The 16,602-nt window shown below is 36.8% G+C and carries 13 protein-coding genes; 4 read left to right on the top strand and 9 right to left on the bottom strand.

Translation table 11 applies throughout. The annotated features are described in order from the left end of the window. Window positions 1–283 precede the first annotated feature (283 nt). The gene (locus J2Z81_RS12125; RefSeq protein ID WP_226371447.1) at window positions 284–484 is read left to right on the top strand and encodes a hypothetical protein; all 201 of its coding nucleotides are present in this window, start codon (window positions 284–286) and stop codon (window positions 482–484) included. Window positions 485–1,068: 584 nt separating this feature from the next. On the opposite strand, the gene J2Z81_RS12130 is transcribed toward J2Z81_RS12125, so the two are convergent. The 3 genes from J2Z81_RS12130 to J2Z81_RS12140 form a co-directional block, all read right to left on the bottom strand. Then, complete coding sequence (locus tag J2Z81_RS12130) at window positions 1,069–2,343, bottom strand: TRAP transporter large permease (protein WP_029268893.1); 1,275 nt, start codon at window positions 2,341–2,343, stop codon at window positions 1,069–1,071. A gap of 12 nt (window positions 2,344–2,355) precedes the next feature. Next, complete coding sequence (locus J2Z81_RS12135) at window positions 2,356–2,841, bottom strand: TRAP transporter small permease (RefSeq protein WP_226371448.1); 486 nt, start codon at window positions 2,839–2,841, stop codon at window positions 2,356–2,358. A 106-nt stretch (window positions 2,842–2,947) separates the two neighbouring features. Continuing rightward, on the bottom strand, window positions 2,948–3,976 hold the full coding sequence (locus tag J2Z81_RS12140; protein ID WP_029268889.1) for a DctP family TRAP transporter solute-binding subunit: 1,029 nt from the start codon (window positions 3,974–3,976) through the stop codon (window positions 2,948–2,950). 239 nt (window positions 3,977–4,215) lie between these two features. Between J2Z81_RS12140 and J2Z81_RS12145 the strand changes: the two genes are divergently transcribed. Continuing rightward, window positions 4,216–5,835, top strand: a complete 1,620-nt coding sequence (locus J2Z81_RS12145) for a M20/M25/M40 family metallo-hydrolase (protein ID WP_226371449.1) — start codon at window positions 4,216–4,218, stop codon at window positions 5,833–5,835. Between the two features lie 17 nt (window positions 5,836–5,852). Here J2Z81_RS12145 and J2Z81_RS12150 read toward each other — a convergent pair whose 3' ends face one another. The 5 genes from J2Z81_RS12150 to J2Z81_RS12170 all read right to left on the bottom strand — a co-directional run bounded on the left by J2Z81_RS12150 (window position 5,853) and on the right by J2Z81_RS12170 (window position 12,701). After that, window positions 5,853–6,833, bottom strand: coding sequence for an MBL fold metallo-hydrolase (locus tag J2Z81_RS12150; RefSeq protein WP_029268885.1), 981 nt, complete (start codon window positions 6,831–6,833; stop codon window positions 5,853–5,855). A gap of 455 nt (window positions 6,834–7,288) precedes the next feature. Beyond that, window positions 7,289–8,665, bottom strand: a complete 1,377-nt coding sequence (locus tag J2Z81_RS12155) for an APC family permease (protein ID WP_051681443.1) — start codon at window positions 8,663–8,665, stop codon at window positions 7,289–7,291. Window positions 8,666–9,026: 361 nt separating this feature from the next. Beyond that, a complete protein-coding gene (locus J2Z81_RS12160; RefSeq protein ID WP_226371450.1) occupies window positions 9,027–10,394 on the bottom strand; it encodes an aminotransferase family protein in 1,368 nt (455 codons plus the stop codon). Between the two features lie 55 nt (window positions 10,395–10,449). Next, a complete protein-coding gene (locus J2Z81_RS12165; RefSeq protein WP_226371451.1) occupies window positions 10,450–11,919 on the bottom strand; it encodes an aldehyde dehydrogenase family protein in 1,470 nt (489 codons plus the stop codon). 200 nt (window positions 11,920–12,119) lie between these two features. Beyond that, complete coding sequence (locus J2Z81_RS12170) at window positions 12,120–12,701, bottom strand: TetR/AcrR family transcriptional regulator (protein WP_029268877.1); 582 nt, start codon at window positions 12,699–12,701, stop codon at window positions 12,120–12,122. Between the two features lie 346 nt (window positions 12,702–13,047). On the opposite strand from J2Z81_RS12170, the gene J2Z81_RS12175 reads away from it, so the two are divergent. Both J2Z81_RS12175 and J2Z81_RS12180 read left to right on the top strand, forming a co-directional pair. After that, complete coding sequence (locus J2Z81_RS12175; protein ID WP_226371460.1) at window positions 13,048–14,373, top strand: phenylacetate--CoA ligase family protein; 1,326 nt, start codon at window positions 13,048–13,050, stop codon at window positions 14,371–14,373. Window positions 14,374–14,447: 74 nt separating this feature from the next. Beyond that, on the top strand, window positions 14,448–14,870 hold the full coding sequence (locus tag J2Z81_RS12180) for a PaaI family thioesterase (RefSeq protein ID WP_051681442.1): 423 nt from the start codon (window positions 14,448–14,450) through the stop codon (window positions 14,868–14,870). Between the two features lie 216 nt (window positions 14,871–15,086). Here J2Z81_RS12180 and J2Z81_RS12185 read toward each other — a convergent pair whose 3' ends face one another. After that, entirely contained in the window at window positions 15,087–16,481 is a 1,395-nt protein-coding gene (locus tag J2Z81_RS12185) for an amidase (protein ID WP_226371452.1), read from the bottom strand. Window positions 16,482–16,602: the final 121 nt, after the last annotated feature.

The following is a 16,602-nucleotide window of genomic DNA, read 5'->3' on the forward strand; positions in this document are numbered from 1 at the left end:
GGCGCCACCACATTAAGAGATGAAATCCTATATGTTTCTCAAGGGAAATCCGTGACTGAATTGCGAATTGGTCTTGAATCAACAAGTGTCTATAGATTTCATCCATCCATGTTTTTACACAATGATAAATTCATACTACCGCAGGTCTTTTAATCATCGTACCAATAGTTTACCCGTAAATCTGTTAATTTGTCAAACTATTTATAATAATTAAAGTTTTATCTCTTATGTGATTCTTCCCCATTCCAGAATAGTCTAAATAAGATACAATAAACAGGTATTAATGATTATTGTTTCATGGTCCATGTGCGGCGCAGTCATTGTAATAGGGGCATTAGCTTATCTAGTAGCAGTGTTTGGAGGAAAAGGACTTATTGCACTCTTAGCAGTGCCTATGGATCAATCGTTCAGTTTTTCCCTGGAGTTTACCGTGTTCTTTACTGGAGAAGAGCTACATCAGCAGGAGTTATTGCTGGCTTATTAACAAGTTTTTTAGTAAATATATACTTCAATTGATTCATCCAAATACTCCATTTGATATCCATGCAGGTATTCTTGTTTGATTGCCAATATCATTGTATTTGTCGCTTTCAGCTATCTAACCAAACCACATGATCGAAACATAATAAGTCAATATGTTGATGCAAATCGAGTAGATTAATTATTTTATTAGCAAAAAGCTAGACGAACAACAACAAACAAAAAAATGCAGATTTCGATATATATTTCCCGGGTAATAAAAAACAGGCAAAAAAGCGGTCATTCTCTTACCTTGATTTTGTTTTAAGGGTGTGAAAGCATAAGGTTTTTCGCATGCTACTTTTTATTGATTCATCAGGCTTAATCCTCCTAGTATGCAATACACAATTAAAAATTCGTTTTCATTCTAGATCCAGGTATGATCAATCGTTGTTTTATGTACTGAGATGTAGAATGAAAACCTTTTTCCAATATTGGTCGTTCATCCCCTTGACAGCCCACTAATAAAGCCAAAAAAATAGCAGAGGGACTATTTGAAATGTACTGCTCCTCCAAATCCTCCTGCTACTTCTTTTGCATGATAACAATCTATTTATCCATAATGTTTACCAACGTTAAGCCTGGTATAAATGTAATTAAGAGCACATCGACAATCATCATAAATAAAAATGGCAGAATTGCCTTGACAACTCCTTCATACCTGGCATTTCCAACCTGGGCACCAACAAATAGTGCTACACCAACCGGCGGTGTAATTAACCCAATGGCAAGATTTGTAATCATAATAATTCCAAAGTGGGTCGGATCCACGCCAATGCTGGTTGCAACCGGAAGCAAAATCGGGGTTAAAATAATAATCGACGCAATTGTTTCCATAAATGTCCCTACCACTAGCAGAAATAGGTTTAGTAAAAGTAAAATAACAAACGGTGATAAATCTGCTTCTAGGAACATATTGGCAATGTTTTGCGGAACATTTTCTCGTGTCAAGAGCATCCCAAATAACGCTGCAGTTGCAATAATAAATAAAATAACCGAAGTTGTAACAGATGAAGACACAAGGATCTTACGTAAAATTTTTAGATTTATCTTTTTATAAACAAACCAACCAACAATAAATCCGTATACAACCGCTACAACAGAAGCCTCCGTTGGTGTAAAAAATCCTCCGTAAATACCGCCAAGAATAATAATTGGCATGAATAAAGCTAAAATAGACTCTTTAAATGCTTTCACAATACGTTTGATGTTTGTTTTTTCTGCTCCTTTTCCATACCCTTTAACAGAAGAAACGATATACGCAACAATCATAAGGGATACACCTAAAAGAATCCCCGGTACGATCCCTGCTATAAAAAGGCTGCTGATGGAAACACTTGCAGACACACCGTAAAGGACAAGTGGTACACTTGGAGGAATGACTATTCCCGTGGTACCCCCAGCTGCTTGGATAGCTGTAGCAAAGTTTCGATCATATCCCGCTTTTACCATTGCTGGAATCATGATGCTTCCAATGGCTGCAGTAGTTGCGTTGGCAGATCCGGAAATTGCTGCAAAAAATACGCATGCCACAATCGAAACATGGGCCAGACCGCCTTTAAACTGGCCGACTAAACTTTGCGCAAATCCGATGAGACGTTCACTAATTCCGCCATGTTCCATTAGTTTTCCAGCCAAGATAAAAAACGGAGCAGCCATCAGCGGAAATGAATCAAGTGCTGCAAACATTTTTTGCGGTAAAATAACGAGCGGGACATTTCCAGCAACAATAAATACAACGATGGTTGCCAGTCCAAGTGCAATTGCAATTGGAACATTAATGACGATCAATACAAGTAGCAAAATAAAAAGCAAAGTGGCCATTGAAATCCCCCCTTAGTCCATCGGCACTTCATTTGTAACATCATTTTCATTGTGTAAGATAGATTTGATTGTTACATCAATTAAATTAAGAATCATTAATACACCGCTTATTGGAAAAATTATATATACGTAGCCCATCGGTATATCTAGTGCTGGTGACGTTTGCACCATCGACAAGCCAATAATCTCCCACCCCATCGAAATCAGGATAACGAAAAACGCTAAAGAAGCAAGGGATGCGATAATCTGGACAATGTTCTTGATGATCCTTGGCATCTTCCTTACAAACACCTCAACTCCGATATGTGCTCCGTATTTGAATGCAAAGGAAGCCCCGAGAAAGGTTGACCAGATCATTAAATAACGAGCGACTTCCTCTGTCCAAGAGAAAGATACAGAAAAAAATAATCTAGATACGATTTGTATAAAGATTAATAGCACCATCACAGCAAGAAATAAAGCTGTTAGCCATTCTGTTGTCATATTGAGCCTATCCATGAATTTTTTCCACATTCTGCTCACACTTTCTGTTTTTTGCTATTTTAAGTTACTATTGATTTAGGAAATTTAATAAGGTTCCACGTTGATGGAACCTTATTTATTTTTACTCAACAGCTTTAATACGTTCTACAAGATCGCCGAATTCAGATTCATATTTGTCATAAACTGGCTGTAGCGTTTTCTCAAATGCTTCCATGTCTACATCGCTCTTTTCGACAATTTCTACTCCTTGCTCTTTCAATTCTTCTTTTTGTTCTTGTTCCATTTCCTGATTAATTTCACGCTGAACATCCGTCATTTCTTTACCTGTCTCCATTAAAACTTTCTGCACATCCTCCGGATAGCCTTCAAAAACGCCCTGATTTATAATTACCGGTGCTGCTGCATAATGCATGTCCACTTCACTTAGGTGCCCTTGAACTTCATAAAGTTTTGTAGAATGGAATACACCATAGGAAGCATCCATCCCATCTACAACCCCTTGCTGAAGCGATGTATATGTTTCAGGGAAAGCGATCGGTGTCGGATCGGCACCAATTGCCTTATACGTATCAATATAAAGATCGTTTTCTATCGTACGGATCTTCATTCCTTTCGTATCTTTTGGAGATGTAATCGGCTTTTTGTCGTTTGTTAGATGACGGAATCCATTTTCCCATAGGCCAAGCGTTTTAAAACCCTGCTCATCTATTTTTTCCATCAATTCATCCCCAACTTCCCCGTCAAGCGTTGCATAAACATGATCGATATCTCTAAATAAAAACGGCATTTCAAGTACAGCGAATTCCGGAACAAAGTTAGTTAAAGGACCTGCTGTAACCATTGTCATATCAAGCGTACCAAGTTGAACTTGCTCAACTACCTCTCGTTCACCACCAAGTTGCCCATTACCATGCATATCAAAAGTGACCTGTCCATCTGTTTTTTCTTCCACACGTTTAGCAAATTCTTCTAGGCCCTTTGTATAAGAATGTTCTTCTGGTGCAATATGACCAACTTTAATAACAATGGAATCCCCATCTCCGCCTGATGCTTTACCTTCTGTTTTTTCCGAATCATTTCCACAAGCGGCTAATATAATAGATAATGCAATCAAAACCATGAAATTTATGATATATTTATTGCGTTTCATACATGTACCCCCTAGGTGTTATAATTTTGTGAAGATATCGATATCATTGCACGATACTTGTTCCTTATAAAACGATTTTTTTACTATCCCCCTATTTTTGTAATATGAAAGCGGTTAAACTTATAATATAGATTGCTATTCAGAATGTCAATTGAATTTCGAATTTTCAAATCCGGAAGATAATATTTTTTCTATGGTGAAAGAGATATTCAGTAAATCAGCGAGTGGAGGTAGTTAAATTGAGTAAAATAAGATGGGAAAAACCGAGCGACCTGCGAAAATTGCTTTGCGAACTTGTCAGTTGGAAGAGCATTACTTTATCTGAGGGGGAACGCCAATTCCCAATGAAATTACATGCAAAATTACAGAGACTTGCTTATTTTCAAAAGCATCCGGAATTACTCCGTTTACATCCTGCAGATTTAAGAAGACATTTTTTAACCGCCTTATATAAACATCCGGACGCTAAGAAAACAATTTGTTTAATAAGCCACTTCGATACAGTAAGTACAGAGGAATACGGGGATTTTGAACCACTGGCTACTTTACCAGAGGAATTAACAAAGGTATTAGCGGAACGACAAAATGAATTACCACAGGATGTACTTCACGATTTGAAGACAGGCAACTATTTATTTGGCAGAGGAACCATGGACATGAAAATGGGATTAGCATTACATATGCGTTTAATTGAAAAGGCGAGCATAGAGGAATGGCCGATTAACCTTTTATTATTAACCGTTCCTGATGAGGAAGTTAATTCTTCAGGGATGCGACATGCCGTGCCAACATTGCTAGAATTAAAAAACGAACACGGTCTCAATTACCAATTATTTCTAAATAGTGAACCCGTTTTTTCTCAAGATCCTAATGCTCATCATCATTATATTTATTCTGGAACCATTGGTAAGATTATGCCTGCAGCACTTTTTTACGGGAAAGAAACACACGCTGGAGAACCATTAAGAGGACTAACATCCCCTTACATCGCTTCCTTTTTAACGCAGGAGGTAGAGTGGAATCATCATTTTCAGGAAACGTATTTAAACGAAAGAACGCCGCTTCCAGTAACATTACAGCAAAAAGATTTAAGACTGGAATATTCTACACAAACGCCATACCGATCCGCAGCCCTTTATAATGTTTTTTTAATGAAACAAACAGCTCAAGATGTATTTCATCTATTTGAACAAGCGGCACAAAAAGCCGCAAATCGATGCAATGAAGCTTATACGAAGGTCTGTTTAGACAATAAAGTTGACCCTACTAGCAAGGTTAAAGTCATCCAGTATAAAGATTTATTAAAGCATGCGCGAGATAAATTTGGAGCTTCTTATATTGAATCAGTCAAAGCAGATATTCAGTTTAATAAAACGTGGGATGAGCGGGAGAAAAGTCTTCGAATCACTGATCAATTAATGATTCAATGTCAAGAATTAGCACCAGCCATCATTATATTGTATGCACCACCATATTATCCAGCTGTTAACTCAAGCACGAATCAATTGACTGAAACATGCATCGAATTTGTGAAAGAAATGGCAATGCACCGATTTCGTTTACCTATTGAAAGAATTCATTATTTCAATGGGATTTGTGATCTTAGTTATGTGAATTACAGCGACTTGAATGAGGGCTGGATTTCATTTGAAGAAAACACACCAGTATGGGGAGAAAGCTATACAATCCCTTTTCAAGAAATGAAGCAGCTAAACGCCCCAGTCCTAAATATTGGACCGTTTGGAAAGGATGCACACAAACGGACGGAACGATTGCATATCAAAAATGCTTTTGAAGAAACACCGGAGATATTGGATGAATTGATCGAGAGGCTGTATGAAATGCAAGAAACGAACTGATTCGGGATTATTCCGAATCAGTTCGTTTCTCTCGTATAATAGTAGAAAATTCCATCTTGCTTTTCCTTCGTAACTCGGTTGTATGACTCTAATCGATCAAGATGTCCAATTATCTCGGACATGACAAGTGAAAATTCACTTCCATATTTTTCCTGATAATAGATTTTGGCGATTTCCGCCGCTGTCAACGATTGATCAGTAACAATGTTATTCAGCTTCTCTGATTTTTTCTCTATTCCCTCTATTCTTTTGTCAATAAGTTGAAGTGGATTTTTTACGATCTCCCCATGTCCAGGATAAGCAATTGACAAAGAGTAATCTTTTAGTTTCTTGAGCGAATGCTCATATTGCAATAGAGAGGATATTTTCTCACCTTGTTTATCAGGCTCTATCAGCGCATTACTCGATACATGCTGAATCAAGTGATCCCCTGCAAGTAATAAACCACTGTCTTCGTGCAATAGCACAATGTGGTCCGGGGCATGCCCTGGAGTTTCAATTACCCGAAAACCATCTATTTCATCTCCCTCTACTAATGGAAGAATTTCACCTTCTATTATTTGAGATTTATTCTTTTTTAGTGCCTTGTTTAATTTTTCAATTTGTTTTTCCCCTCTATCCCCACATCCCATCTCATTATAAAGCGTTTGGAAAAATGCAATACGCTTCTTCAGGAAAGCCTCATCTCTTTTTAAACGGAGCATCGCATCCCGATGTGCATATACAGGAATAGGGTTGTGGGACCTTATGCGATTAACCAGACCAATGTGATCATTATGATTATGCGTAAGTATGATTTTATCAATATCATTTAGGCTAAATCCGTTATCCTCAAGAACATTCATAAGATAATTCCAGCACTTATCAACATTTACACCAGTATCAACAAGAATCAAAGCTTGTTTTGTCTTGACAAGATAAAAGTTAAAGGATTTTAAGCTTGATGAAGTTGGAACTATAATTGGGTATACCGTTGGTGTTTGCGTTTTCAATTTCATCTCTCACTTCTCCTTTTTCTAATTTATTTATCATTATACATCAATAGACACTTGTTTTTCCTCCCCGGGTGAGTGAAAAATACAATAAATATCTACCTCTTAAAAAAGTAATTCGATAGAGGGGTAAAATAAAGAAAGAGGGAGATACTAATCTTTTAAAAACATCAGTATCCCTATTTCATTTTAAATTTAGTCAAATTGTCGAATACCTCGTTGACATCACTAGTGTTACTTCGTGTTCAATAATATACCTTCTGCTTCCCCCGATATTTTATCATTATTTCAGATGGTCGAGTCGATTGCATCCCATACAAATCTCATTAATTTTCCTTCTAAGGATATCGTTTTTTCTTTTCACCTGCATTAAACCTCTATACGAACATGAAAAATTTTTTTCTAATTCCACGCTATCTGGTGAGACCTCTATTGATATCGGTGTATGTGTTTATGAACAATTAACTCCAGTCTAGATTTTCATTTACCTTAAAGTATTTGATTCTAGCAATTAGTAAAGTCGTACCAATCGCTATCCAAGTGACCCCAGCAATTAAACCTATTACATCCATATTGATCATAATAAACCCGCAAATTAAAATTCCAAATGCAGGAAATATGAAATGTAAAAACAGCTTAGACCCTTGCCTTATTTTTCTTTTGAAGAAAAATTCAACGACAACAGATAAGTTTACGCACATAAAACCAGTTAACGCCCCAAAAACCATAATACTAAATATAAAATCTAATGGTAAAAATAATGCTCCAACATAACCGAGTATAGCCAAAATGATGATACTATTACTTGGCGTTTTATATTTTTCATGTACGTGAGCGAAAAATTTGGGTAATACTTTATCACGTCCCATTCCAAATAAAATTCTAGAACCGGCAGATTGCCCTGCAAGTCCAGTTGAAATGCCCGAGACTGCAATGATTAGCGTACATATCGTTGCTAATGCACTTCCGCCAACTAGTGTTGCTATTTCAAAAAAAGCTGTATCTTGTGAACCAAATGAAGTGAAATCTGGCATTACTAAAGTTGCAAAATAAACTTGTAAGATATAAAAAAATGATGCAAACAATAGGGAGATAACAGCTGCAGTTCCCACCATTTTGCCTGTTACTTTTGAATCCTCTGCCATCGTCGTTACTGCATCAAAACCTAGATAGGATAATACTGCAATGGATGCACCTGATAAAACAACCCCAGAAGAAAATGTATTCGAATTAATCACTCCTTGAAATGAAAAAATTGCACCTGCGCCACCATCAGATACTAAATTTTTAATCGCAAATCCGATAAATAGCACTAAACTTAGAAGCATCGCTACTGTCATAAATAAATTAACACGGGCAGTAAGTTTTGTTCCATAATAATTAAAAACCGTAATTGGAATAAGAAATAACAGCAACATGAACCACAAAGGAATAAATGGTAGTAATTCCATTAGAAAAGTTGCACTTAATTTAGTGAGTAATATTGGCATCACTAAATAATCTAAAAGAATTGCCCAACCAGCAACAAATCCAACATAGGGGTGGATAGCTTGAGAAGTGTAACTATAAGTTGAACCTGCTTTTGGAAATGTTCCTGCCATTACACCGTAACTTGATGCAGTAAAAAGCATAGCAACTAAAGCAAACAGATAAGATAAAACTGCATGACCTTGTGACAGTACAGATAATTCACCAAACAATGTTTGCGCTGATACAGGAGCCATAAAAACCAAACCAAAAATGACTAAGTCTTTCGTTTTTAATACCTTTCCAAGTTCTCCTCCTGTTTTACTAGATTTAGGGTTAATGCCACCTGATAAAACTTTTTCAGTTTGCATGATAAACCTCCTAAAAAAATTTATCGTTATTCTAAATATGGGAATTAAAAGTTCACTTATAATTTCGTTTTCTGATCTAGCATAATTTTATTTCTTATTGCTACCTACAGCTTCTCTTTTCTATCATTAATAGAAATATCGCAACTGTAGATTTCAGTACTTTATATTCACAATATTCCGTCAATTATAGGCATATTTTCCTTTCACTTCGATCTTTAATAACACAAACGAATATATTGGAACTTTAACTACAAAAAAGCCAGGAAAGTAAACGTATGATTCATTCGTTTTTAGAAATGCTTATTTCTTTAAATGAATACCGTCTACCTTCCTAGCTATATCGTTGATGTACGTTAAAAACTTAGTTCAAGTTATTTTCAAATGCCGTGAGTGCCTCATCAATGATTTTAAAAATTTCTTCAATTTCTTGTTTATTTATAATTAATGGTGGTGCTACAGCTACAATATTGGAACCTTCCCAGTCAATAAATCGTAAAATTAAATTACGTTTGAAACACTCATCTACCACTTGGAAAGCGGCTCCCATTTCGGGTGCAAAAGGTTCTTCTTTGTCACGATCTGCGTATAATTCAAACGCGCCAAGCAGACCCATCGCTCTTGTCTTTGTTACATGTGGATGTTTGTCTTCCAGTTTCTGTAGCTCCGCTTTAAATACTTGCTCCATATTCTTCACGTTATCGAGAATGTTGTCACGTTCAATAATTTCAAGATTTTTTAATGCTACAGCACAGGAAGTTGGATGTCCACTATAAGTAAATCCATGGAAGAAAACGTCATCCGTTTGAATCAGTGCATCACGAATCTTCTCTCGCATGACGACACCGCCCAAAGGAATATAACCACTTGTAATTCCTTTTGCAATTGTCATCATGTCAGGTACAACATTCCAGTTATCTACGCCAAATTTTTTCCCTGTACGACCAAAGCCACAAATGACTTCATCTGTAATCATTAAAATACCATGTTCATCACAAAGATCACGAAGTGCTTGCAGATAACCTTCAGGCGGAGTAAATACGCCACCTGCACCCATGATTGGCTCTAGTATAATTGCCGCTATGTTTTCTGCCCCTTCTTTTTCAATAATACCTCTTACACTCTTATCGTAATGCTCAGCATTCTTATCTCCACGTTCACATTCTAAAAGATGCGGCTCAGCGTGAATGTAATCCGGAGCTTTTGAACTCACTAAATTATTAAATTCCGGCATTCCTGTAGCACTTGTAGACCCTACTGCAACCCCGTGGTATCCACGCTTTAGGCTGATCACCTTATTACGATTTGGCTGTCCTTTACATTTCCAGTAGTACCTAGCTAGTTTAAATGCTGTATCATTGGCTTCAGAACCCCCAGATGTATAGAATACAACATTCAAATCTCCAGGTGTAAGCGAAGCAATTTTTTCAGACAAGCGGACGACTGGCTCATGAGAATAACCATTAAATGACGAGCTAAACGCTAATTTTTTCATTTGTTCTTTTGCTGCTTCTGCCAATTCTTCCTGACCATGACCTAAGTTTACGTTCCATAGCATCGACATTCCATCAATATACGTATCACCGTTCTCATCTTTTATATAAATGCCATTACCCTCAGATACAATAATTGGTGGTCCTTGCTCATATTGCATTTTTGGTGGTGTTAAAGGATGTAAAAAGTGTTTTTTGTCCAGTTCAGATAATTTCTGTACATTTGCTTTTACTGCCATGCGTAAAACCTCCATTTTTTATTATAGAAACAAGTTTCTCTTTTTTGAGAAATGACTACACGCCATACCAATTGAGATGTTCATCATTAAGGTCCATCCAAACATTTTTGGTTTGTGTATACATATCCAATGCCTGGATCCCCAGTTCTCTTCCAAATCCACTTTGCTTTGTACCTCCAAAAGGAGCAACACTATCAAGCATACTGAATGTATTGACATATACGGTGCCTGATTGTAAACCTTTCACCATTCGGTGCGCTCGCTTTAGATTCTCCGTCCATATACCGGAAGTTAGGCCGTACAGTGTATCATTCGCTTTTTGCAATGCATCTTCTTCATCCTTAAATTTGATAACAGATAATACAGGCCCAAAAATTTCTTCCTTGGCAATTGTCATATCGCTTGAAACGTTTTCAAAAACAGTTGGAGTGAAGAAGTTTCCATTGTCAACTTTTGCTCTTTCTCCACCAATGACAAGTTTTGCTCCCTGATCCACCCCTGTTTTTACGAAATGTTCAATTCGCTCTAGCTGCTGTTCGGAAACTTGTGGCCCCATATGAGTAGTAGGATCTAAAGGATTTCCAACTTTGATTTTCTGTGCTTTATCGATAAAAGCTTCCATAAATTGTTCATAAATACTTTCTTGTACATACAATCTGGAGCCGGATGCACAGACTTGCCCCTGACCAAAGTAAATACCAAACATCGAGCCATTCACCGCATTTTCGATATTCGCATCGTCAAATACAATATTCGGATTTTTTCCTCCAAGTTCTAAACTTACCGGTTTTAGATTTTTACTGGCCGCCTGCATGATAATTTTCCCTGTAGATGTTGACCCTGTAAATGCAACTTTATCAACATCTGGATGCGAAGATAATGCATTCCCCGCGTCACTTCCATACCCTGGAACAACGTTAATGACTCCATCAGGAATCCCTGCTTTCTTGAAAATCTTCACCATTTCTAACAGACTGATCGGTGTTTGTTCAGCAGGTTTTAGTACAATCGTATTTCCTGCAGCTAAAGCTGGGGCAATCTTCCACATCGCTAACATCAACGGGAAATTCCAAGGAATAATTGCACCAACAACTCCAAGTGGTTCCTTCAACGTATAATTAAATCTTCCGGGAGGTGACGCTAACGTCTCTCCTTGTACTTTATTTGCAAGCCCAGCGTAAAACTCTAAAACATCAATCATGGAAGGCATTGCAATCATCTTATTTTCATTAATTGGAAGTCCATTGTCTTTTGTTTCCACTTCCGCTAAGTAGTCAGCTTTCTTCCACAATTCCTGTGCTACCTTATTTAATAGACGGCCTCTGTCACTAGGGGCCATTTCAGCCCACGGGCCGGACTGGAAAGCTTTTCTAGCTGCTTTCACTGCTAAATCAATATCTTCTTTTCCTCCCTTTGCTACAACAGCATTTACCTCGCCAGTAGCAGGATTATACGATTTAAACGTTTCTTTAGAAATCGAATCCATCCATTCCCCATCGACAAATAACTGATATGATTGTTCCATTCCATTCACCTTCTAAGAAAATATTTTTAATCCAAATAATTCACATTATTGTTACCGCTTACAATCGTTGTAAAAAAATTAACTTTCAATAAAATGATGATTTATAGAACCAATCCTCCTCAATGAGATTATTTGCACAATAACTTCCGACCGTTCGTAAGTTATTGTGCAAAATTATCAGAACTTTTGCAAGTAATAATTTACTTTTTTATTCCTTGCCAATAAATGTTCCAAGAAATTTGAAACCTTTTCTCAAAATTTCTTATATTGATATATATAAGTTCAACCAGTAACCCATCAAACAAATTTAAAAAGGAAATTTTCCCAGCTTCAACAGAAACGTTTATAACATCTTTATGCAGATGAAAAGTATGTTCGATGTGATTCTTTAACTGATCGTAATAGGTAAGAGCTTTAGATATTACCGTTTCCTTAATACGATTTGGCGGAATGAACATCATTCGAAGTAAAAATTTAATATTTTCTTCTCCATCAGATATGAATCGCTCTTTTAGTTTTTTGATAAAATGATATAAAATGTCGTGAAGTGATACATGTTTTTGATTGGTAAAATAATCGTTTAAAAAGGCTATTTCCTCTTGAATCACCTGGTTCATTACTTGTAAAAATAAATCTTCTTTACTTTTAAAATGCGTATAGATGGATTGCTTCTTTATTCCCACTTCTTTTCCAATATCCGTAAGAGAGGTGCCTGCATAGCCTTTCTTTATAAAAAGTGTTAGTGCGCTTTCCTTAATTTTAGTCTCCGTTAATTTAACCATGAAATCCTCCTGCAACTTTTGCGATATATATTTCTGCGTCTACAAAAAGTATAGCATCAACGAAAGCAGTTTAATAGAGTATATGGGTTTTCATACCTTTCATTTGTCCATAGAACTCAGTTGATAATTATTATAATTTTCATACTTATATTGACTTTCTGATATGTAAGCGCTATTATAAATGATAACGAAAATATCACGTTATTGATTAATCTGTTATATTATATGCTTGCTACAAAATCAGATAATCACAATGGATATAATTCCCAATAATGGAAGAATAAATAGCAGGAAGTAGACGTTTTTACGTCAATCATTCTTTCAACCTAAAGGAGGAATCAGTTTGATTTTTAATAAAGAAATAGAAACACTAGAAAGAAGTGAAATGGCTACTTTACAGTTAAGTCGCCTGCAAGAAACAGTGGAACGAGTCTATCAAAATGTAGAATTTTATAAAAAAAAATTTGATGAATTACATCTAAAACCAAACGATATTAAATCAATAGAAGATATTAAAAAACTACCTTTTACTGTAAAATCGGATTTAAGAGATCATTATCCATACGGTCTCTTTGCCACTCCGATGGAAGATATTATCCGCTTGCATGCTTCATCCGGTACAAGCGGGAAGCCTACAGTTGTTGCCTATACCGAAAATGACATTGACAACTGGGCAGAGATTGTTGCCAGATCCATTACGGCTGCTGGCGGGAGCCAAAACGAAGTGATGCACAATGCTTATGGATATGGTTTATTCACAGGTGGACTGGGATTACATGATGGCGGTGAGAAGCTAGGCATTACTACCGTTCCGGTATCAGGAGGAAATACAAATCGGCAAATTTTGCTCCTAGAAGATTTGAAACCACAAGTAATATGTTCCACTCCTTCCTATGCACTTCATATCGCCGAGGTAATGGAGGAACAAGGAAAAGATCCACGAAAGACCAATTTAAAATATGGTATATTTGGATCTGAACCTTGGTCTGAGGAGATGCGAAATACATTGGAAGAAAAGTTTGATATTAAGGCTGTGGATATTTACGGATTGAGTGAAGTTGTCGGACCAGGTGTCGCAATTGAATGTCACGAAGAACAGAACGGTCTGCATATTCAGGAAGACCATTTCTTCGTTGAAGTGATTGACCCTGACACATTAGAAACAGTTCCTGACGGTGAGGAAGGAGAGCTCGTTTTTACAAGTTTAACGAAAGAAGCCTTTCCGGTTATAAGGTATAGGACCGGAGATATTGCTACGATTACACGTAAAAAATGTAATTGTGGACGTACAACCGTGCGCATGTCTCGTGTTAAAGGCCGAATTGATGATATGCTGATTATTCGGGGTGTTAATGTTTTCCCATTTGAAATGGAGAGATCCTTGCTACAAATGAAAGCACTTTCTCCACACTACCAGATCCATCTTAAAAAAGACGGAGCAATGGATGCAGTTGAATTGCAGGTTGAATTATCTGAACCTACTTTCCATCAATACAAGCAAGATATCAACCATGAGAATATTGGTAATCTCAAAGACTATATTCAATCTACAATCAAGGATGAGTGTCTAGTAAGTGTAGATGTTACGATTCTACCACCTAAATCGATACCAAGATCAGAAGGGAAAGCGGTACGCGTCGTAGATCAAAGAACAGAACATATTACACAATAAACAAATAAAGAAGAGAATCCCCCCCCCTCTCTTCTTTATTAATACAAGAATTACATCACGTTAGGAGAATTTACATGGAAACGAAAACAAATGATAAGCAAATGATCGATTTTTTCACATCGGACCCATTTGCTAACCACTTAAACATCATGTTAGAACATTGTGAAGCAGGGTATGCAAAAGTAAAGATGCCGATTACGAAAGATTTACTGAATTTCAATGGTGCTGCTAATGGTGGAGCTATTTTCTCATTGGCAGATTATGCTTTTGCAGTCGCAAGTAATTCACACGGGAGAACAGCTGTAGGATTAAATGTCAACATGTCTTATCTGGCCCCTGGAAAAAAGGGGGAGGAAATCATTTGTATTGCAAAGGAAACGAAATTAACACCTAAAATAGCAACCTATGAAATGAAGGTATATAATGCTTCAGATGATCTTATCGCAACTATGGAAGGAATGGTTTATAGAAAAAAGGAAAACTTTATGGAGAAATAAAGTTTTATCATTTCATTCTTAGCCAACTGAGATTAGTCTCTCTTTCCTTTGATATTTCACTACTAAAACACAGAACAATAGCAGGGGAATGATTTGCAAATTTCCCTGCTATTGTTCATTCAAATTTTCATTCCATTCTTTATATATTAGCATTTTTTCGTTTACGCCTGTAAAGAAAACTCGTTATTGCTGCGTGCAACCTCTTTTATTTTCCGCTTACGAATTAACTTCATCTGCTTTTGAAGCATTGCATACCTTTTCTCGCTGTTTATAGAAATCATGTAAATAATGTCTTTCAAAGATTTTGGCAATTTTAAGTAATTGCCCTTCATCTCTTTTATTGCCTGCCAACTGCACTCCAACAGGTAATTGGCTATCCGAAGTTATCCCTACCGGCAGAGCTAAAACAGGATGTCCTGTTAAATTGAAATAAGAAGTATAGCGAATCATGCAATTAAAAATTGGCTCATTTCCTCCGTTAATCGTAACTATTTCTTTTCCGATTGGCTTTGGAGCAATAGGTAAAGTTGGTGCAACAAGTACATCAATTTCTTCCATTAATTCATCAAAACTATTCGAAATCTCCTGTTGTCTATGCAATGCTTCCATATAATCTAGCGCAATAAGAGAAGGACTTGATTGTAATATTTGGCGAACATCTTCTCCATATTTATCCAAGCGGGATTCCATTCGTTCTCGGTGTAAAAATCCTGCTTCGCCGGTTGCTAAGGTAAATGTTAAGGCTAAAGCCTCCTCTGCATCAGGCACTTTTACTTCGACTAAAACAGCACCTAATTCCTCTAACTTTTGCAATGTTTGATGATAAGCATCTAACACTTCCCGTTCAATTTGTTCGGTAAAGAAATTAGAAGGTACTCCTACTTTTAAACCGAGCAAATCTGTCGATTGAATTTTCGTTTCCGATATTTCTCTACCGACTAACGCTTCCATCATCACAATGAGATCAGAGACATTACGTGTGATAGGCCCTGCATGGTCCAGACTCCAGGATAATAAGGTTATCCCTGATTTGCTAAGCAAGTCATTGGTAGGTTTTAATCCGACTAAGCCACAACAAGCTGAAGGTATCCGAATTGATCCCCCTGTGTCCGTTCCCAATGAGGCTATACTGGTATTTGTAGCTACAGATACAGCAGATCCGCCACTTGAACCACCTGAAATCAAATCCGTATTCCAAGGATTACGAGACGGCCCGTAAAAAGGGTTGTTATTCGTAATTCCGAAAGCAAATTCATGCATGTTGTTCTTACCTATCATCACTGCCCCTTCATTTGTTAAAGTTTGAACAAGATTCGAGTGTTCGTCCGGAACAAAATCTGCATCAACCTTAGAGCCACTTGTAGTCGCTACATTTTTTGTATGATAGTTATCCTTATAAGATAGTGGTATTCCTTCCAAGCGCCCTGCCTCACCTAAATGCCAGCGCTTTTCAGCGATTTTTGCTTGTTCGATTGCTGTATCTTCCGTTAATGTGATATACGCATTTAGATGTGAGTTTTGCTTGGCACGCTCAATATACGCACGCGTTATTTCAACTGGTGAATATTGTTTATTTGCATATCCCTCTATTAAGTCATTAATTGTGAACATGGGTATCCCTCTCTAGTCATTTTATTTTAAAAATGGTACAAGTTCCCTGTATTATAGCGCTTTCACATAAGAAGGTCAATAATATTGGGAATGATTTGTAAATTTAATATTTTTATAATAT

The organism is Virgibacillus alimentarius (assembly GCF_017874635.1).
GTDB lineage: Bacteria > Bacillota > Bacilli > Bacillales > Amphibacillaceae > Virgibacillus_B > Virgibacillus_B alimentarius.